The organism is Rheinheimera gaetbuli (genome assembly GCF_054781935.1).
The window spans coordinates 302835-322653 of record NZ_BAAGTL010000001.1 but is presented as its reverse complement, the minus strand read 5'-3'; the positions used below and the strand labels follow the sequence as shown (position 1 = coordinate 322653).

General features: G+C 50.0%; 18 protein-coding genes. 6 read left to right on the top strand and 12 right to left on the bottom strand.

The genetic code is table 11. The annotated features are described in order from the left end of the window. Positions 1-12 precede the first annotated feature (12 nt). The 6 genes from ACYVIC_RS01495 to ACYVIC_RS01470 form a co-directional block, all read right to left on the bottom strand. Positions 13-723 carry a TMEM175 family protein gene (locus ACYVIC_RS01495; RefSeq protein WP_460856629.1) on the bottom strand — a complete coding sequence of 237 codons (711 nt, stop codon included), beginning with the start codon at positions 721-723 and terminating at the stop codon, positions 13-15. After that, on the bottom strand, positions 720-1103 hold the full coding sequence (locus ACYVIC_RS01490; RefSeq protein ID WP_460856627.1) for a CPBP family glutamic-type intramembrane protease: 384 nt from the start codon (positions 1101-1103) through the stop codon (positions 720-722). The genes ACYVIC_RS01495 and ACYVIC_RS01490 overlap by 4 nt, the downstream gene beginning before the upstream one ends. Positions 1104-1117: 14 nt before the next feature. Beyond that, positions 1118-1291, bottom strand: a complete 174-nt coding sequence (locus ACYVIC_RS01485; protein ID WP_460856625.1) for a hypothetical protein — start codon at positions 1289-1291, stop codon at positions 1118-1120. Positions 1292-1458: 167 nt separating this feature from the next. Next, positions 1459-1644 (bottom strand): hypothetical protein, encoded by a 186-nt coding sequence (locus ACYVIC_RS01480; protein ID WP_460856624.1) that lies wholly within the window; start codon positions 1642-1644, stop codon positions 1459-1461. A 55-nt stretch (positions 1645-1699) separates the two neighbouring features. Then, positions 1700-2857 (bottom strand): GGDEF domain-containing protein, encoded by a 1158-nt coding sequence (locus ACYVIC_RS01475; RefSeq protein ID WP_460856622.1) that lies wholly within the window; start codon positions 2855-2857, stop codon positions 1700-1702. A gap of 113 nt (positions 2858-2970) precedes the next feature. Next, positions 2971-3486 carry an aldolase/citrate lyase/malate synthase family protein gene (locus tag ACYVIC_RS01470; RefSeq protein ID WP_460856620.1) on the bottom strand — a complete coding sequence of 172 codons (516 nt, stop codon included), beginning with the start codon at positions 3484-3486 and terminating at the stop codon, positions 2971-2973. A 168-nt stretch (positions 3487-3654) separates the two neighbouring features. Between ACYVIC_RS01470 and ACYVIC_RS01465 the strand changes: the two genes are divergently transcribed. After that, positions 3655-5157 carry a DUF3612 domain-containing protein gene (locus tag ACYVIC_RS01465; RefSeq protein ID WP_460856618.1) on the top strand — a complete coding sequence of 501 codons (1503 nt, stop codon included), beginning with the start codon at positions 3655-3657 and terminating at the stop codon, positions 5155-5157. Here the strand turns inward: ACYVIC_RS01465 and ACYVIC_RS01460 are convergent. The 3 genes from ACYVIC_RS01460 to ACYVIC_RS01450 are packed head-to-tail and all read right to left on the bottom strand — an operon-like array spanning position 5154 to position 7682. Beyond that, a complete protein-coding gene (locus tag ACYVIC_RS01460) occupies positions 5154-5648 on the bottom strand; it encodes a GDYXXLXY domain-containing protein (RefSeq protein WP_460856617.1) in 495 nt (164 codons plus the stop codon). The two genes, ACYVIC_RS01465 and ACYVIC_RS01460, sit on opposite strands and share 4 nt — an antisense overlap. Further along, on the bottom strand, positions 5645-6685 hold the full coding sequence (locus ACYVIC_RS01455) for a DUF4401 domain-containing protein (protein WP_460856615.1): 1041 nt from the start codon (positions 6683-6685) through the stop codon (positions 5645-5647). The genes ACYVIC_RS01460 and ACYVIC_RS01455 overlap by 4 nt, the downstream gene beginning before the upstream one ends. After that, positions 6675-7682: a DUF2157 domain-containing protein gene (locus ACYVIC_RS01450; protein WP_460856613.1), complete on the bottom strand. Its 1008-nt coding sequence runs from the start codon at positions 7680-7682 to the stop codon at positions 6675-6677. The genes ACYVIC_RS01455 and ACYVIC_RS01450 overlap by 11 nt, the downstream gene beginning before the upstream one ends. A gap of 110 nt (positions 7683-7792) precedes the next feature. On the opposite strand from ACYVIC_RS01450, the gene ACYVIC_RS01445 reads away from it, so the two are divergent. The 5 genes from ACYVIC_RS01445 to ACYVIC_RS01425 all read left to right on the top strand — a co-directional run bounded on the left by ACYVIC_RS01445 (position 7793) and on the right by ACYVIC_RS01425 (position 15308). Beyond that, positions 7793-9862: a M13 family metallopeptidase gene (locus ACYVIC_RS01445; protein ID WP_460856611.1), complete on the top strand. Its 2070-nt coding sequence runs from the start codon at positions 7793-7795 to the stop codon at positions 9860-9862. Positions 9863-10249: 387 nt separating this feature from the next. Then, complete coding sequence (gene acnB, locus ACYVIC_RS01440) at positions 10250-12847, top strand: bifunctional aconitate hydratase 2/2-methylisocitrate dehydratase (protein WP_460856609.1); 2598 nt, start codon at positions 10250-10252, stop codon at positions 12845-12847. Between the two features lie 272 nt (positions 12848-13119). After that, positions 13120-13509 carry a YacL family protein gene (locus tag ACYVIC_RS01435; protein ID WP_460856607.1) on the top strand — a complete coding sequence of 130 codons (390 nt, stop codon included), beginning with the start codon at positions 13120-13122 and terminating at the stop codon, positions 13507-13509. A gap of 176 nt (positions 13510-13685) precedes the next feature. After that, positions 13686-14024: a P-II family nitrogen regulator gene (gene glnK, locus ACYVIC_RS01430; protein ID WP_335737179.1), complete on the top strand. Its 339-nt coding sequence runs from the start codon at positions 13686-13688 to the stop codon at positions 14022-14024. A gap of 12 nt (positions 14025-14036) precedes the next feature. Then, entirely contained in the window at positions 14037-15308 is a 1272-nt protein-coding gene (locus ACYVIC_RS01425; protein WP_460856605.1) for an ammonium transporter, read from the top strand. A 232-nt stretch (positions 15309-15540) separates the two neighbouring features. Here ACYVIC_RS01425 and xdp1 read toward each other — a convergent pair whose 3' ends face one another. From xdp1 to cydD, 3 genes are all read right to left on the bottom strand, one after another. After that, entirely contained in the window at positions 15541-16305 is a 765-nt protein-coding gene (gene xdp1, locus ACYVIC_RS01420) for an exosortase-dependent surface protein XDP1 (RefSeq protein ID WP_460856603.1), read from the bottom strand. A gap of 168 nt (positions 16306-16473) precedes the next feature. Beyond that, positions 16474-18117 carry an amino acid ABC transporter ATP-binding/permease protein gene (locus tag ACYVIC_RS01415; protein WP_460856601.1) on the bottom strand — a complete coding sequence of 548 codons (1644 nt, stop codon included), beginning with the start codon at positions 18115-18117 and terminating at the stop codon, positions 16474-16476. Then, positions 18104-19765, bottom strand: a complete 1662-nt coding sequence (cydD, locus tag ACYVIC_RS01410; protein WP_460857222.1) for a thiol reductant ABC exporter subunit CydD — start codon at positions 19763-19765, stop codon at positions 18104-18106. Before cydD ends, ACYVIC_RS01415 begins: the two co-directional genes overlap by 14 nt. Positions 19766-19819: the final 54 nt, after the last annotated feature.

Below are 19819 nucleotides of genomic sequence, written 5' to 3'. Positions count from 1 at the left end.
TGGCACATTCACCTAAGGGCCGGTTATTGTGTTCCATGTTCGATGCCGGCGCCACGTGATGGCATTTAACACCGGAAAAAGCAAAAAATAGCTGTACCCAGCCCAGCCGATATACTTGAGCGGCAGAAACGCAGAAAAAAGCAGTGCACCGAGGCAGATCACGGCGGTACTTAGCCAGATAATGATCTCTGTATTGGTTTGGTATGTTTCATATTCAGACAAGGGTGAAACCAGTGTTGCACTTTTGCCATGCCGGTATAATGCGACAAAGTTAAGGCTGAGTAGCAGAAAACCTAAACCGAATAAAATAAAAATAAACCGGACGTCCCATTCACTTTCTAGTCGGATCATGCTTGGAAAAAAGCCATCACTGAGTACGGCAAATAATGCCTGCATCATAATTCTTAATGGATACATATAAATGAGTACCAGCAAGATTAACAGACAGCTAAAGACTACGGTTCTGGTGTCTTCCAGGCCAAAGCGCCGACTCCATACCGAGTGCGTATGCCATATCCAGCTAATAACAGCGAAACTCGCAGTAAAGGCGGGTATTTGTTTTGTGGCAACAATTAAATCGGCTAGCGTATGTGGAATACTACCTACAGAAATGACCACCATGGTAACCGCGAAGGCGCAAGCTGCGGCAAAGAAAGTCTCAATACGCGTCATGCTTTCACCGCGCATGGTCCATTGTGCCTTGGTTTTGTCTGTATTACTCATAACAGTGTCCGGTTAAATAAGATCGATGGCGACAGGTGAGGCCATAACCTTACCGAATGCAGCGGCGCTATGACAAAAGCAAACGTAGTTACTGCACCTGCAAGTGTTACAGACATAAAACGCGTTAAGCTGCTAAACAGTATACCGCGATAAAGTAGCTCCTGGCCTATACCGATGCAGAATCCGGTGATAAAACATGCCAGCCACAGCCACAGCCACAGCCACAGGCCGGCAGAAAAACTGTTTACCAACTGCTCTGCTTCAAGCAGACTAAATAACATGGCACTGGCCAGCATAGAGCCCGGAACCAGAGCAATCTGGCTGCGTTGCAGACATAAGATTTTCGGATATACCCACTTAACAGCGCCAATCAATACCATAACCAGTGTCAGTTCTATTGCCAGGCAAGCTGTTTATCGCCACCGGCAATGCCAGGTGCGCCAAGGTAAAATGACATTAAACCTTTGCTATAGCTGATATTGTGTGGCTGTAATGCTACCGCTTGCTCTAAACAGGGTAATGATTTTTTCGCGTAGCTAAGCGCTAAAAAGCTGATGGTAAATCGCATGGAGTTTCCTCTGATAGTTTTATTCAGCTTAACAAGGCAGTGGAAACGCGGTGAGTGCCAAAAGTCACTTTTTCAGCTATGACTTTTGGCATAGTACTTTGGGTAGGGCTGGTTTGGTTAAGCGTCTCAGCTATCGAATAGCAATTAAATAGCCATGTAAGGCGCTATTAATAACCCTCGGCGCCTTGCTCGTAGCAAATGCGAATACCATTTTGTTCAACACAACGTGTTGGTGCTGGCGCTGGTTTACCTTTAACCGCTGCGACCAATTTCTTAACGATGGTAATATCGGCCTCCAGGCCTATTTGAGCAAACAGCACTTCGTCTGAATGTCGCGGGGCTTGTTCCTTCACGCTTAGTTAAAGTGAATTTTGTCGTGATTATGCCATAGCTTGTTTTAATACCGGCCTATAGCTGCCGATATACGATTACATTATTGCGGCCATTTTGTTTTGCCTGATACAGCGCTATGTCGGCTTGCTCTATCAGTTCGTCCGGATCGGTAAAAGCTGTTGTGCTGCTAAGGCCGACACTGACGGTCATGTTTATTTGTGGCTCGGTGTTAAGCGGGCTAAGTTCAACTGCTTTGCGTAGCCGGTTGGCAATAAGTACTGCTGTTTCTTCTGCGGTATCTGGCAGACAAATTAAAAACTCTTCGCCACCATAGCGAAACAGCAAGTCGTAATCACGCAATTGCTCGCTGGCAATATCTACGACATGACCAATGGCGAGGTCACCAGTGCGGTGGCCGTGCTGGTCGTTCACGCGCTTAAAGTGGTCGATATCAAACAGCATAATGCTTAGTGTCTTGCCGCTACGCGCGCTACGATTTAATTCAGAGGTTAAGCGTGCTTTTAACGATCGGCGGTTTAACAGGCCTGTAAGAGCATCACGCTCTGATATATGCAGCAGCGCCAGCCTTTGCTGAGCATGGCTTAACATAATAACGCAGCCAATAATTAAAACAGCAAAGGCGGTAAGGCTGAAAAAGCCAATGCTGTGTATCAGGTTACTGTAGTGGGTATGCACAACCTGATAATGCTCCAGTGCCATATAGGCCGAACGTAAACCAAATTGGGCAATATTAAAGGCAAATACCGCGCAAAAAGCCAGATAGACAGGGCCCAGCTCACTGTGCCTGTGACGCCATAACATATTAATGCTCCACAGGTTGAGTATTACGACCAATGGAATTGCAATTAACATTCTGTTTGCAGTGGTGCTGCTGGCGAAATCAGTGAGCTGCAGCAGGTAGATAACAATAAGCAGGAGTAACAGCCACTGTCGCCGGGCAGGAAACTGCAAATGACGGTGAATACCGCAGGCTAATGCCAGATGCGCGCCAACGCTACAGCTGTTTGTCAGTGCGGGTACCAGCCAATAGGGAAGGTTGCCTATACTGCCATTTATAGCACTTAATAGTGCGTTAACTAACATCAATAGCCCAGCAAGCACAAAATAACGCTGATAACGAAACTGTCGTTCAGCTTTATACTGCAATACCAATAAGGCTGTAAAAGTGGCAGCAATAAAGGCATTAACGACCGTTAGAGTAAACACATCCATTGTTATTGTTTTTGTCGGCACCGTGTAAGTGGTGCAGGAAATTAGCACAAAAAAACAGCAACGGCAATCTGCCTTGGTAGCGTGTTGTCGTTGCTGTTTGCGTCCGGGCTTTGCTACGCCAGCGGATATGGCAGGCCGTCTTTGCAGGTAAACTGCTTATTGCCTTTGTGGGCGCACGTTACCTGGCGACCGGTAATCATGCTAAACCAGATGCAATCAGGCTCTGAGGTTTGCAGCTGAATGTCATCTATGCTGGCTTTGTCCTGGCAACCGTTAATGCCGGTGCGGTTTAAAATTAGCTCAACATGGCGGCCGTTGTTGTTCAGCACGATGGAGTTGGGTGTTTCACGATGGCCGCTTAGCGCAACAAACTGTGCCGGGTTTTGCAGGCCGCTGGTGCTGCCATCGGCAAAAAACGCCAGCAGTTGCTGGTAGTACACAACATAGCTGCATACGTCTTTGTGCGAGCCTTGCTGCAGTGGAAAGGTTTTGTCTAGAAAGCCTTTGGAGTAATCCATCACCTGCTTAACATGGCGCTGATTCAGCTCGTTAATCACGCTAAGCTCGGTCGCCATCCAGGCAGTGTGGCTCTGTGATGGTGTGCTGTGTTGTTGGGCCAATGTTGTCATGATGTCATCCTCGTTTTAACGACGTTTATCGTCCAGTCCAGAGTTTAATTACCGGGTATCTGCTTAGTTGGTCTAAACGTCAGACCAGTTGCTATCGGTTAAAAACTAGTCTAGGCTAAAAAACAGCATAATTTCACAATAAAAATTTTACAGTGTGAATTTTACAAAATGAAACTAAACAAAAGCCTGCTGCGCAAATCACATTTCCTTGGTACCAAGATCAGAAACCTGCGTAAACGCAATAACTTAACCATGGAAGATTTGTCTACCCGCTGTATTCGGGTTAACCCGGAATATGCACCATCGGTGTCTTATTTATCGATGATCGAGCGCGGTAAACGCACGCCGGGTATTGAAATGCTGGAGGTGATAGCCGAAGTATTTCAAAAAGATCTGGATTGGTTTTTAGACGGTGAAGATGCCGGTGAAGATTTAACGCCCGAAAAAGGCAGCCGTGGTGGTATCAGCGGCATGGCGCTGGAACCCGGCTTTTTGTTTTCCAATGATATTTTGCAAATTGCCATTCCGGAGATGCTGTCGCAAACCGGCACCAGCGGTAAGCAGTTTGCTCAGTTGCTGATCCGTGCGCATCAGGAGCATCACCAAAACCACTTTCCTGAGCTGGAGCGTGCGGCCGAAGACGTCGGGCAAAAGCGTATGCCACTCAGCGTGGACGAGCTGCTGCTGATCTGCAAGCAGCTAGGCTTGAAGATAAGCTGGTTTGAAGCTGCCCCGAAAGAGCTGCTGGATGAGCTTGGGGTATTATCAAAAAACGTGTCCACGTCGTTTTTTACGCCGCCCAATACACTGCATTTAAATAGCTTACTAAAAGCGTTTCCAACCCGGTTAAAGTACGAGCTGGCGGTGCATATTGGCCATGCTGTGTTGCACAATAAAGACGGTGTTAAAAGCAGTATGACCGTCGGCGGCGCGCATGATGATGAGTTGTCCAGCTCGACCGCGGTGCAGCCACAGGACATTTTGCATGCCTGGCGTGATTTTGAATCAAGCTTTTTTGCCGGGGCGCTATTGTGCCCCAAGTTACCGTTTCGCCAGTTGCTCGACCGCCATGGCTACGAAATAAGCAGTCATCAGCAGGCCGGCGTGTCAGCTTCGGTAGCCATGCGGCGCATGACGGCGGTATCGCCTTATACCCACTGGCATTATTTTGATGCCTATACGCCGGGTAAATTAAAAGCTGTGTATCGCGGCAATGGCATACCATTGCCGTGGGGCAATATGCGCCAGGTGGAAGACCCCTGTCAGCACTGGGCGGTATTTCGGATGTTTGATGTTGATGGCGTAGCCAGTAGCGCGCAGTTATCACTGCTGGATGTAAACGGTACGCCACGCATATACTGCTGCGAGTCGACTAAAGTGGCCGATTTAGCCGGCAACGCTCATGTGCTCTGTGCTGGTATCGATTTAAACCCGGCGCTGTTGGCGCAAGGGGTAGACGCCGACAGTATGGCCGCTGAGTTAAAGCAACTGTGCATTGACAGCAGTGGTGGCGCTAAAGTGCCAAAAACGATACAAACGGCGCTTACCAGTGTGGCAAATATTCTGAACATTAACTGGGTAGCGCGTAGCTTACAAAAGCCGGCGCAGCTGATTTGCGCCCGCGGCAACAGCTGCCCACGTAAACCCAGCTGTTATCAGTGTGACGGTTAGCGTATATTCTCGCCCAACAACTGCAGGTTTTCATCCAGTAAGGCTGTCAGCAGGGCTTTGCCGCTGCTGTCTACTTTAAACTGGCCATAGCGCGCTGCTTCATATACGGCAGCACTGCCCTCAGCAAAGAAAAACGCATTCGGGCCAACACTGACAATACCATCACGCGGGCGTAGTAGCAGGCCAATCACAGCATCCTGAGTGGGTAAATCGTTGTTCAGGCTATACAAGCTGGCAATACCGTGTTCCGACAAGCTTAGCCATGCATAACTATATTGAGCGGCATCATCCGGCAGCTCACGGTCAATCGCAAACGCCAGCGCCATATAGTCACCCTGCATAATTGAACGTGGATCGACCGGTGCCAGCTGCAGTATTACCGTTTCGCCTGTCATCAGCGTTTGCTCAAAGCGCCAGATGGTTAGCGTGCTGGCGGTCAGAATTAATAGCACGGCGGCGGCTATTGCCAGCTGAGTCAGACGTGGGCTCATACCAACCTCCGCTGATAACGTTGCAGCAATAGCCAGGCTGCCAGCACTAGCAGGCCTGATAATGCCAACAAGCCGGATTTATACAGTAAGGTAAGCTCAAGGCTGTAATAAAACTGACTTAGCGCAAACAGCATGCTAAGCAAACATAGCGCTGTCCAGCGCCGGCTGCAGCCATAAAAACAGGCCAGCATCAGTGCGGTGCTGGCTAGTAAACCTGAGGCAGGATACAGCAAGACACACAGCAAAGTGGCCAGTGTAAGCAGTGCCAGCCGGCTTGGCACCGTCGCCAAACGGCTAAGCCAGAACACGGTGCTGATGAATAATATGCTGCCCAGCGCACTGTATAATGCACGCGCCAAGGCCAGCTTATCATCCAGCCAGTTGCTGCTGTCAATCACCAGTAGGCATTGGCCAAATAATGTCAAACCCAGAGCAGCTAATGTTGTTACTTCCAACATGCTTTTTAATCTGCCACTGTACGCCATTGCTGCCCAGCGCGGCCTGCTGCACCATAACAATACTGCAATCGCCGCCAGTGCAGAACTGATCGCGGCAAGGGCTGGCGCAGAGTGGATTAATGACAATAAGCAGCAAACTGCGATAGTCAGGCTCACACGTTGATGTAATTGATTTAACGGGCTAAACAACAGCAGGCTACTGATCAGCGCGCAGCCATAGCGTGCCATTTCATCCTGCTGGCCAAAAAGTTCGTACAAGGCATAGACCAACAAGCCGTGGCCGGCCAGCGCGATAGCTACCGACATCTGCTGCAAAAACTCCTGTGCTTGTGTTGCCAGCCAAATAGCTGTCGCCAGCAGTATGGCCGCAGCAAGTACACGCACTGCGTTATTGTCGGCCAATGCCAACAAGGGGCCGATAAAGGCGCTAATAATGAGTATCGATGCTATCCAGGCAGCAAAGCCGAGCAATAGTTGCAACCACCAGGGCGTGCCGTGCTGACCAAGCTGTCGCGCTTTATCTGTAGTTATAATGTCAGCCTGTTCCAGGCGGTTAAGCAGGGTGCGGTTATTGTCCATGTTGAGCCTCCTGCAACAAGTGTTTTAGCCAGACTGCTGCACCGGCGCTGCTGCCAATAACGTAAAAAGCCAATAGGTTAATCAGAAAAAAGCTGTCAGTGCCATCCATTAGCCTGCTAAGTATGGCGGTGCTTACGGCGATGGCGCTAAATAAGAGTAGGGCAAAAATCAGCAAATCACGCTGCCGGCGGAAGTACCAAAGTGCTAAAACACTGGCGATCAGTAGATAACTGAGCAAATTCGGCAGGTAGCTATTTTCCCACACCCCTAAAATGCCACCTAAGGTGAGAGGTGCTAACAGTGCCAGTGCCGTCAGCCACACTAGTGGTCTATGCTGCACGACACCCAGGCGGCAGAGGGCAAATTCGGCAAACAGCATTAACAGCAGAGTAGCCAGTGTTGGCAGCAATAGCAGCTGTGCGTCATTAAACATCCAGAATCCGGCATTAGTGTCCAAATAGCGCCACAACGTAAGTTGCAGCAGCGCAAACCAGATCAGATAACTGGCGCGGCTTTTACTTAGCAGCACCAGTGGGGTAATAAGGGCAGCCCAGGCGGCAAACAGCTGCCAGATATCAGCACCGGTTTGATAGGTTTGGCCTATTAAGGCTAGCAAGGCTCCGCTGAAAATAGCAGTTAGCAGTATCGCTGCGCGGCGCACCAGGCTATTCACCGGACTAAAAATTGCCAGCACGCCACTTAACGCTACGGCAGCGCCCGCCAGAGCAAACCTGGCCAAATAGTGCAGCAAAGGCCAGTTGTAAGCGAAAAAGAAAATCAGTGCACTGCCAAATAGCATTACGGCAACAAATAATAGCAGCCGGTTAGCTAACTTTAACCAGTCGGTTGTGGCCGGATGCAGCACATACTCTGTTGCTGCCTGCTGCAATTGCTTTGGGTTAAGTTGCTGTTGCTCTGTCCACTGCAACAACTGGTCGGCCTGGCGCAGTTTATCCATAAAAGTCAGTGTTTTTTGCCGGTAAGTAAGCAGCATCATAGCGTTTTTATAACTTGTTACAACTTCCTGTTGTTACTGGTTTGGCATCAGCGCTGCAACAGCGTAGTATTGAACTGCGTAACATATGTAACCTAACCAGGATAACAACAATGAAAAAGCTTACCTTAGCCGCCGCCTCTGTAGCGCTGGCACTTGGCCTTACGGCGTGTAACAAACAGGACACCGCACAAGTACAAACCCCGGTAGTAGCCGAAGTAAAAGCGCCACTGGTATCCGGCGTGGATACGCAGTACTTTGACCCGGCTGTAAAATTCTCGGAAGATTTCTTCCTGGCTATTAACGGTAAATGGCTGGCTGAAACTGAGATCCCGTCTGACAAAGCCTCATATGGTTCATTTCATGTACTGGCTGATAATTCGCAAAAAGCGGTAAAAGCCATAATTGATGAAGTGTCGGCTCGTACCGACTTAAAACCAGGCTCAGACGAGCAGAAACTGGGTAGCTTCTATAACAGTTTTATGGATGAAGCCACTATAGAAAAACTGGGCTTAAGCCCGCTAACACCGCAGTTGGATGCCATTAAAGCGGTAACGGATAAAGCTCAGCTGCCGGCGTTATTCGCCCGTTTGCAGCGTGATGGCGTTGCTATTCCGTTTGGCTGGTTTGTAAATAATGATGCGAAAAATTCTACCGAATACGCCGTTTATCTAGGTCAGGGCGGTTTAGGCCTGCCAGATCGTGATTACTATTTTAAAGATGATGAAGCATCGCAAAATATTCTTAAAGCCTATCAGCAATATTTAACTGATATGTTTAGTCTGGCCGGTTATGCTGACGCTGAAGCCGCAGCACAACGTGTATTTGCGCTGGAAAAAGCCCTGGCCGAGCATCACTGGACCCGTTTAGAAAGCCGCAATGCTGATAAAACCTATAACAAAATGTCTGCTACCGATTTAAATGCCAGCCTGGGGGCGTTTGACTGGGCTGTTTTTGCTGACGGTGTAAAGTTAGCTGCTGCAAATGACATTATTGTGCGTCAGCCAAGCTATTTTGAAGGTTTTGCTAAAGTACTTGAGGCTACCGACTTACAGAGCTGGCAGGATTACCTCAGCATGAAAACCATTCATGGTTTTGCTGCAAGCCTTAGCAGCAACTTTGCTGATCGCCGTTTTGCCTTCTACGGTACGACATTAAGCGGTATTCAGGAACAACAACCACGCTGGAAACGCGCGGTAGATGCCTCAGATCAGGTGTTGGGTGAGCTGACCGGCAAGCTGTACGTAGAGCGCCATTTTAAACCAGAAGCCAAAGCGCGGATGGAAACCCTGGTGGCTAATGTAATTAAAGCTTATGAAATCTCGATTAACGAGCTGGAATGGATGACAGCTGAAACTAAAGTTGCTGCGCAAGAAAAACTGAGTAAATTTACGCCAAAAATTGGTTATCCGGATAAGTGGAAAGATTATTCCAGCCTGGAAATCAAGGCTGACGATTTAGTGGGTAACTTTGTGCGTGCCAGCCATCGTGCTTATGATGAAATGGTCGCTAAGCTGGGTAAGCCAATCGATAAGAGCGAATGGTTTATGACACCGCAAACGGTAAATGCTTACTACAACCCGGTAAACAATGAAATCGTGTTCCCGGCGGCTATTTTGCAACCACCATTCTTTAATATGGACGCCGACGATGCGGTAAATTACGGCGGTATCGGTGGCGTTATCGGCCACGAGATTGGCCATGGTTTTGACGATCAGGGCGCTAAATACGACGGTGATGGTAACTTGCGTAACTGGTGGACTGAGCAGGATAAAGGCCAGTTCCAGGCGCGTGGTGCCAAGTTAATTGGCCAGTACAACAAGTTTGAGCCAATACCAGGCGTTAACGTAAATGGCGCTGTGGCACTGGGCGAAAACATCGGTGACTTAGGCGGTATGACAGTAGCGCTGAAAGCTTACCAGTTATCGCTGGACGGCAAAGAAGCACCGGTAATGGACGGTTTCACCGGCGAACAACGTTTCTTTATCAGCTGGGCGCAGGTATGGCGCACCAAGTTCCGCGAGGAAGCGCTGCGTCGTCAGTTAAGCACTGGCCCGCACTCACCGGCGCATTATCGTGTTATTGGTGTACTGCCGAATATTCCGCAGTTTTACACCGCCTTTGATATCAAAGAGGGTGATGCGATGTATTTGCCACCAGAGCAGCGCGTTAAGATCTGGTAATCGCTGGGTAATAAAAATCTGCTACACTGCACAGGCTGAGTGGGTGACTACTCAGCCGTTTTGTTTTACAGCTTAGCTTAGCCCGCCGGTTGCAACTCCCGCCCTGGCTCGTCACAGCAGCTCGCCCTAATGCCTACGGCAGGGCTCAGACACTCTGTGACGCCCAGTTCGGGATTCCAACCTTTGGTATTAATAGCGAGGTCTGACCACTATAACAAAGAATATATAACATCCGGTTTTGTATTCACCGTATTTATAACCACTATAACGTGGGTGGTTAACTGCCGGATGTCAATCTGGCCCGAATTTTCATATAATTATGCCCATTCATTCTAAGAATGACGCCGCAGTAGCAAGACTGCCGGCAACGACCAAGAGGATCATACTGTGCTACAACAATATCGCGAACATGTGGCCGAGCGCGCTGCGCAAGGTATCCCGCCAAAACCGCTCAATGCTGAGCAGGTAGCCGCCTTAGTTGAACTGTTAAAAAACCCGCCAAAAGGCGAAGAAGACACCTTAGTTGATTTACTGGTAAACCGCGTACCACCGGGCGTAGACGAAGCGGCTTATGTTAAAGCCGGCTTTTTAGCCGCGCTGGCTAATGGCGAAGCCACCAGCATCCTGATCAGTGCTGAATATGCTACAGAGCTTTTAGGCACCATGATGGGTGGTTACAATATTCAGCCGTTAATCAGTCTGCTGGACAACGAGAAGCTGGCGCCTATTGCTGCCAAAGCGCTGTCGCACACCTTGCTGATTTTCGATGCCTTCCATGATGTCACTGAAAAAGCTGACGCCGGCAACGCCCATGCTAAGCAAGTAGTGCAAAGCTGGGCTGATGCCGAGTGGTTTGAAAGCAAGCCGGCGCTGGCAGAAAAAATTACTGTAACCGTATTTAAAGTGTCTGGCGAGACTAACACTGATGATTTGTCGCCAGCACCGGATGCCTGGTCACGGCCGGATATCCCGCTGCACGCCTTGGCGATGCTGAAAAACGCCCGTGAAGGCATCACCCCGGATCAACCGGGCACAGTTGGCCCGATTAAGCAGTTAGATGAGCTGAACAAAAAAGGCTTCCCGCTGGCTTATGTTGGCGATGTAGTAGGTACCGGTTCATCACGTAAATCCGCCACTAACTCAGTGCTGTGGTTTATGGGTGATGACATCCCTTACGTGCCGAATAAGCGTGGCGGTGGTTTTGTGCTGGGTGGCAAAATTGCGCCTATCTTCTTTAACACTATGGAAGACTCAGGCGCGTTGCCAATTGAAGTTGATGTTTCTAAGCTGGAAATGGGCGATGTGATCGACATTCTGCCGTTCGAAGGCAAAGTGGTTCGTCACGGCACTAATGAAGTGCTGGCAGAATTCAGCCTGGCAACGGACGTTTTAATTGACGAAGTACGTGCCGGTGGCCGTATCCCACTGATTATCGGCCGTGGTTTAACTGACCGCGCGCGTGAATTTTTAGGCCATGGCCCATCTGACAAATTCCGTCGTCCACAAGCTAAAGCCGACTCAGGCAAAGGCTTTACGCTGGCGCAGAAAATGGTTGGTAAAGCTTGCGGCGTGAAAGGCGTTCGCCCTGGCACATACTGTGAGCCAAAAATGACCACAGTAGGCTCGCAGGATACCACCGGCCCGATGACGCGTGACGAGTTAAAAGACCTGGCCTGTTTAGGTTTCTCTGCCGATTTAACCATGCAGTCTTTCTGTCACACCGCCGCTTATCCGAAGCCGGTTGACGTAGATACACACCACACCCTGCCGGACTTTATCATGAACCGCGGCGGCGTATCACTGCGCCCGGGCGATGGTATTATCCACAGCTGGTTAAACCGTATGTTACTGCCTGATACCGTAGGTACCGGTGGTGACTCACACACCCGTTTCCCGATTGGTATTTCATTCCCGGCCGGTTCTGGTTTAGTGGCGTTTGCTGCCGCTACCGGTGTTATGCCGCTGGATATGCCAGAGTCTGTATTGGTGCGCTTTAAAGGCGAGATGCAGCCGGGTATTACGCTGCGCGACTTAGTACATGCCATTCCATACGTAGCCATTCAGAAAGGTTTGTTAACCGTTGATAAGAAAGGCAAGAAGAACATCTTCTCCGGCCGAATTCTGGAAATCGAAGGTTTACCAAACTTAACGGTAGAGCAGGCGTTTGAACTGTCTGATGCCTCTGCCGAGCGTTCAGCGGCTGGCTGTACTATCAAGCTGTCAGATGCCTCCATTGCTGAGTACCTGGAATCAAACATCGTTATGCTGAAGTGGATGATTGCTGAAGGTTATGGCGATGTGCGTACCATTGAGCGTCGTATTAACGCGATGCAGGCCTGGCTGAAAGATCCGCAGCTGATGTCTGCTGATGCCGATGCTGAGTACAGTGAAATTATTGAAATTGACCTGGCGGACATTAAAGAGCCGGTTCTGTGTGCACCGAACGATCCGGACGATGCGCGCTTATTGTCTGAAGTGGCAGGCGATAAGATTGACGAAGTGTTTATCGGTTCTTGTATGACCAACATTGGCCACTTCCGCGCTGCCGGTAAGTTACTGGACAAATACAAAGGCCAGTTGCCAACCCGTTTGTGGATTGCTCCGCCAACCAAGATGGACCAGGCGCAGTTAACTGAAGAAGGTTACTACAGCATTTTCGGTAAAGTCGGTGCCCGCACTGAAATGCCGGGCTGTTCACTGTGTATGGGTAACCAGGCCCGCGTAGCAGAGAACTCAACCGTAGTGTCTACCTCTACGCGTAACTTCCCTAACCGTTTAGGCCAGGGCGCCAATGTGTACTTAGCCTCAGCCGAGCTGGCGGCAGTAGCGTCTATCATTGGTAAACTGCCAACGGTAGCCGAGTATCTGGAATATGCTAAGCAAATCGACGCTACCGCAGCCGATACTTACCGTTACCTGAACTTCCACCGCATGGAGCAGTACACCAAAAAAGCGGATAACGTGATTATTCAGCAAGCGGTGTAGTTAACGCTGCAATGTTAAAGGCCTGCCACTGCAGGCCTTTTTTCTGCTCGCTAATATGCAGCTAACAGCTACAATTTTATGACCATCAAACAGATAATCGTTCGGTTGTCGCAACTTTGCGCAACCTTAGCGGGCCTGGATCTCTGACAGGGCGACACAGAGTGTCTGAGCCCTGCCGCAGGCAGTAGGGCGAGTTGCTGTGGCGAGCCAGGCAGAGCATGCAGGCGCGCTCGCGCAAAGTTCCATCTGCTGCTTAAACATGGAACAGAAGTATGGAATACGACTTTATTTACGATCGCAATACACTGCAGTTCAGCATCCGGCTGGCGGCAGAGCATGAAGTATTAGGCCGGTTTTTGCTGGATGAATTTGGCCAGGATGCACAGGCGTATTCGCCATTGCTGCAACAGTTAAGCGCGCTTAAATCGCATCAAAGCACGCAGTATCAGGGTAAGGAGTTTTTGCTGGAAGTAGACAATGGTGAGGTAACCCTTAGCCACAACACGCTGTTTTACGCGGTAGAGCAGCCGTTACCTGAACGGCAGCAGCATAAATTGGCCGATGACGATTTACAGCTGGACGAGCAGGGCATGCAAACGCAATGCGGCTTGGAGGATTTACTGAAACTGCTGCGCGAATGGCAGCAGTTTTTAACCGATTAGCTTTTAGCGTCTACTGCACTTGCACGGGGAATAAGCGCACCATTTAGGTGCGTTTTTTTTCGTCAGTAATCGCCTTTAATGTTTAAGTTATTGATAATTAGATATTTAAAAAAGTTGGCACAAGGCTTCCTTAGTAAATGATGAATCGCTAAGACGACTACTAAAGGGAACACAATATGAAGCTTGTATGTGCCATCATCAAGCCGTTTAAACTGGACGATGTTCGTGAAGCTATTGCTGACATTGGGGTGGAAGGTTTAACGGTAACAGAAGTAAAAGGCTTTGGCCGGCAGAAAGGCCACACCGAGTTATACCGTGGTGCTGAGTATCAGGTGGATTTTTTGCCCAAGGTGAAACTCGAGATTGCCACACTGGATGATCAGGTAGACCGCTTAATTGAGGCTATCCAAAAAGCGGCCTTTACCGGCCGCATCGGAGACGGCAAAATTTTTGTTTATGATCTGGAACAGGCTGTGCGCATCCGCACCGGCGAGTCAGACGCTGAAGCCATATAAGGAGCTGTTATCATGCAAGAGCAAATTTATCACTTACAGTATGCCATGGACACCTTTTACTTCCTGATCTGCGGGGTATTGGTAATGTGGATGGCGGCAGGCTTTTCGATGCTGGAAGCGGGCCTGGTGCGGGCAAAAAATACCACTGAAATTCTGACCAAAAACGTAGCCTTGTACTCTATTGCCTGCATTATGTACCTGGTATGTGGTTATGCCTTTATGTACGGCGGCGAGTTTTTCTTAAGCGGCATTGGCGGTGTTGATGTTGACGCTACGCTAACCAGCTTTGCTGAGCGTGAAGACGGCTTTACCGGCGGCGCCGTGTATTCAACCGCGTCGGATTTCTTCTTCCAGGTGGTGTTTGTTGCTACTGCGATGTCAATAGTATCCGGCGCCGTTGCTGAACGGATGAAATTGTGGGCTTTTCTGGCTTTTGCCGTGGTAATGACCGGCTTTATCTATCCGGTGCACGGCTCCTGGACCTGGGGCGCTGATGGTATGTTTGGCATTAACCTGGACGATCAGTTTGGTTTCTCCGACTTTGCCGGCTCAGGCATAGTACACATGGCCGGTGCTGCCGCAGCACTGGCTGGCGTATTACTGCTGGGAGCGCGCAAAGGCAAATACAGCAAAGACGGCAAAGTAAATGCAATCCCTGGCGCCAATATGCCGCTGGCAACATTAGGTACCTTAGTGCTGTGGATGGGCTGGTTTGGCTTTAATGGCGGTTCGGTACTAAAACTGGGTGATATCAGCAATGCCAATGCTGTTGCGATGGTGTTTTTAAACACTAATGCCGCCGCTGCAGCGGGTGCTGTGGCTGCACTGGCATTGTCAGTGGTGTTATTCCGTAAAGCCGATTTAACCATGGCGTTAAACGGTGCTCTGGCCGGTTTGGTTGCCATTACGGCCGAGCCTTCAACACCTACTGCGCTGCAGGCTACTTTATTCGGTGCTATCGGTGGTGTGCTGGTGGTGGCGTCGATTATTGGCCTGGATAAGCTGAAAATTGATGATCCGGTGGGTGCTATTTCAGTGCACGGTGTAGCAGGTTTATTCGGTCTGTTGCTGGTGCCGCTAACCAAAGAAGGTGCAACCTTTAGCGGCCAGTTGATTGGTGCTGCGGCGATTTTCTTCTGGGTGTTTATTACCAGTTTGGTGGTGTGGTATGTGTTAAAACTGGTTATGGGTATTCGTGTTAGCGAAGAAGCGGAATATGAAGGCGTTGATGCCTCAGAGTGCGGTATTGAAGCCTACCCTGAGTTTGTCGCGTCGGTAAAGTAAGCAGCCTGGGAAGAGTTGGTGGAACTTCCCGGGAGCGAGTGAGCGAGGGTGAGGCAGTAGCTGTCGCAGCCCCCGCAAGCTAAACGTCACCACCAAACTACGTCTATCCTTGTCCTTTGTCTTTTTATCTGACACCCCGTGCCAATGGCGCGGGGTTTTTTTGTCTGTGTGCCGGTACTTTTTCAGGCAATAAAAAAGCATCCCGCAGGATGCTTTAATTTTACCGTGTTACTTAACTGAATTTTCTGCGTCCGGCTAACACCAGCAATGCCATTGCAAACAGTGATAAGGAAACCGGCTCAGATATTTCGTTTCTTGGTGTGGTGGTGTTGGTGGTCAGGCCGCTAAATTTCAGATGATCGTTGCCTGCTGTAAGGCCACTACCAAAAAACTCATTGTAAGCACCTATCATCCAGTATTTACTGGCTACACCGCTGATGCCGTTATTCAGTTTAGAAGCTGTATTCAGCGAATAGTAGTGATTTGCCGGTGAAGCACCTACATTTGAGAAACTGGACGATGCAACGGCATAGCTACTAACCTCGTTCCAACGCTGCATCCGCGATCCTGCTGTGAACGGGTTGTTGTTAAAGGCGGCAATAGAAATGTCGCTACCCTGGTCGGCATAAGCCACACTAATACCAGCCAGCTCAACTTCCTCGCTAAATGACAACAGAATAAAATCATATCGGCCAAGGTTATCAACATAATGCTGATCACTTGAGCTGTTAAAAACTAATGTGCCCCACTGGCTAAGCCAAAGTTCCGCCTGAAAGATTGTTTCATTAGTTCCATAGTCACCGGGGTTATAAGCAGACCAGGCGGTCATGCTGACTGACATGCTGTTGTCGTCATCTGATAAATTGACGGTATTGGGGATGATATTGCGACTGATTGAGCCGCTACCGCCACTGCCAACAAAATCCCAGGTTTGGGTTGCGGCCTGACAAGCCCCGCTCAACGCAAGTAAACTGCAGGCAACAATTAACTTATCCATAGTTATACCTTAATTCCAGTGTTGTTATTTCACAGCGTACTACTAATGCTGCACAACGCAGCCAGCTATTTTATACATTTATATGGCAAAAACCATGCAATAACGGCGCCAATCGAAATTATATGTTTATTATCATGAGCATATGATTGTAGTGCTGTATTTGCTTGTTCACGTTTGTAAAAGATCATGACGATCTGCGAACAGTTGCAGCCTGGTAGCTGCTGGTAAATTAAGCTGTTGGTGGCTAACCATAATCAGTATACCCTTAGCCTGGCGGTTGACTAATGCCTGTACAATGTGTGCTGTGGTGGCGCTATCTAGCCCGGCGAATGGCTCGTCGAGCAATAAAATTGGCCGACTGGCTAATAGCAACCGAGCCAACGCAATGCGCCTGCCCTGGCCGCCCGATACGGCGGCGCCATATTCGCCCAGCACCGTTGCCAGCTGTTGTGGCTGAGCTCTGGCCCAGTCTGCCAATGCAACCTCTTCAAGTACTTGCCAAAGCTGGGCATCATTGGCATCAGGAGCGCCCAGACGCAGATTTTGCGCCAGGGTTAAATCAAACAAGTCAGGCTGTTGCGGTAAATAGCCAATACAATAGCTTAGTTGCCAGTGTGTTAGAGGCTGACCGTTTAACATGGCTTCACCCTGATAAGGCAACTCAGTGGCCAGCGCTTTTAATAACGTCGATTTACCCGCGCCTGAGGCGCCATTGACCAGCAATACCTGGCCGGAGTGCAGTGTAAAGCTTATATTGTCTGGGCCGGATAGCGCGGCTTCGTGCCGCGCTGATAGCTTACTAACGCTGAGCCGGTAAGGACCTTCAGGTTGCGGTTTAACCCCGGCTGGCGCCAGAGCATTACCAAACTGATTTAACCGGTCGCGGGCAGCGACGCTCAGCCCTAAGGCAACAACGCTGTGGCACAGAGGTGTCAGTACTTCATATAACGCCCACAGTGCCAGTAGCGCCGCCAGCAATAGCGGCACGGTTAAGTTGGCGCTGGCTAACAAGTTGCCACCTTGCCACAGCAGCAGCAGTAAGGTAATACCAAGTAAACTATGTTGTAGCAGCACGGCGCGGCTTACCAGCTGCTGCTGGCGCTGTTGCAGGCTAAGAAGGCTGTGATCGGCTTGCTGAAACGGCAGTAACGTTTGTTGCCAGCGTTGCCATAGTAGTAAGTTTGCCAGCATACTCAGAGGCTCCAGCAATGTTTGTCTTCGGTTGGCGGCAGTACTGGCCTGCTGTTTTGCTAACAACATAGCACGGCTTAATGTTAGCGCCGGTACCAGTAACACTGCTGGTAGCAGCGGTATGGCAGCAAGCAATAAGCTGGTTGACAGCAAAGCCCAGAACAGCAATACCAGCAGAGTTAACAGTATGCCCCATAGCCAGGGCGCAACCACTTTTAGCGGGAATTGGTCAAGCTGATCTATGTCGCTTACCAGTCGCTGTAAGCTGTCGGCCGAGTGACGCTTAGTGTCATTGCTTTGCGCCATAGCGTTAAATTGCTGTAGGCGTAGATCTTTTAGTAAACCCAAAGCGGCATAATGTGAGCTTAGCCGCTCGGCATAACGCCCTGCGGTGCGGCCTATGGCGCAGAGCCGGATCATTGCGGCCGGACGAAAATAGTCGAATCCCAGGCCGAAGCTTGCCAAGCCGGCTAGCGCCGCAGCGCTGATAAACCAGCCAGATAATGCCAGCAAGCTGATCACGGCGAGCAGCGTTAGCACGCCCAACAACAGTGCCAGTGACCAGGCGCCACGACGGCTGGCCATTAATGTTCGCAGGCGGATTGGCTCAGGCGCGGACATGCTTAACCTCATGCTGTAATTTTGTGCTGCCGTCGGGCAACTGTATCACGTTGTCCAGCCAGTCCAAGCCGTGCAATTGATGACTCACCAGCAACACGGTTTTACCGGCACTTAAACGGCCTATAAGCTGATGTAAACGGTACGCGGTGGCCCCGTCTAAGTGCGCTGCGGGTTCATCGAGCAGCCAGATGCGGGCGCTGCGCAGTAATAATTGCGCCAGAGCCAGTCGCTGCAACTGGCCGCCGGACAAGCCCAAACCACGTTCGCCAAGTAGGGTGTTTAGCCGCAACGGCAAGCGACTGATTAGCGGCCACAACTCAACCTGCTCTAGTACTTGTTTTAGCTGTTCGTCACTGGCTGAGGGGGCTGCTAAGCGCAGGTTATCGGCAATGCTGGCGGCCATAAAGCTGCTGTGCTGGGCCATATAGCCAAGTTGCTGTTGCCATTGAGCCAGCTCAAGTGTGGCCAGCGGCTGATGATTAACTAAAATATCGCCCTGATAAGGTGTAAAGCCGAGCAACGCATGCAGCAAGCTGGATTTACCGCTACCGCTTGGGCCTTGCAATGCAATACGCTCGCCGCTATGAATATTCAGGCTGAAAGGTGCCAACCTTGTTCTGCCATCATTGCCATTGATATATAACTGGTTAATAACCAGTGCTGGTGCCTGGCTAAGCTGCAGCGACTGGCTACCGCTATGCTGCCATGCCTGACGTTGTAATATGGGCGCTAGTTCTGCAATGGCGGCCTCGGCCTGCGCCTTAGCATGGTAATCACTACCGAGCTGGCGCAGCGGGGCATAGAACTCCGGCGCCAACAGCAAAATAAATAACGCGCCCTGATAAGGCACCGGTATCTCGCCTTTGGCCCAGGGCAGAATGCCCAACAAACCCAAACCTAAATATAACGCCAGCAAGGCGATGGCCAGTGCTGAGAAAAACTCCAGCACTGCAGCAGACAAAAATGCCATTTTCAGCACCCGCATGCTGCTGTCCCGGTAACGCTGTGCGGCGTTGGATACGGAATTGGCTGCGCGCCCGGTTGCATTAAGCTGGCGTAATGTCGGTAAACCACGGACTAGATCAAGAAAACGTCCACCCATACGCGACAGCTCGGCAAACTGTTGCTGGCTGGCTGTGGCTGCTGAGTTACCAAGTATAATCATAAACATGGGCACTAAGGGGGCGGTAACTAATAAGATGGCCGCCGCAAGCGTGCTATAAAACGCCGTGGCAATGGCCAGTAATATTGGCGTTAGTAACACCAGATAGCGCTGCACATAGTAGCGGCTGATGAAGCCGTCCAGCGCGTCAACCTGCTCTAACAATTTGGTGCTGATACTGCCATCGCTGCCGTATTGGTTTTTACCCGGCCCGGCAGTAGCGACGTGCTGTAGCAACTGCTGGCGTAATGTCAATCGTGCCTGCATGCTGGCATTTACACACAGCTGCTCACGGCCATATTGCAGCAATGGCCGACCCAACAGACACAGTGCTAATAGTGGCAGTATACTCAGTAACAATTGCAGATTCAGGCTTTGCCTGTTTGCCATCGTGTTTAACCAATCAGCAAATACTAACGACAGTAAATAGCATTGCAGAATAAACAACAGCGCTGCCATTATTGCCAGCAGCAGCGCGTTGTTCAGTTTAGGTTTTACTGCAAACAGCAGCTGATTAAGCTGCTGTTTGACGTCAGGTAG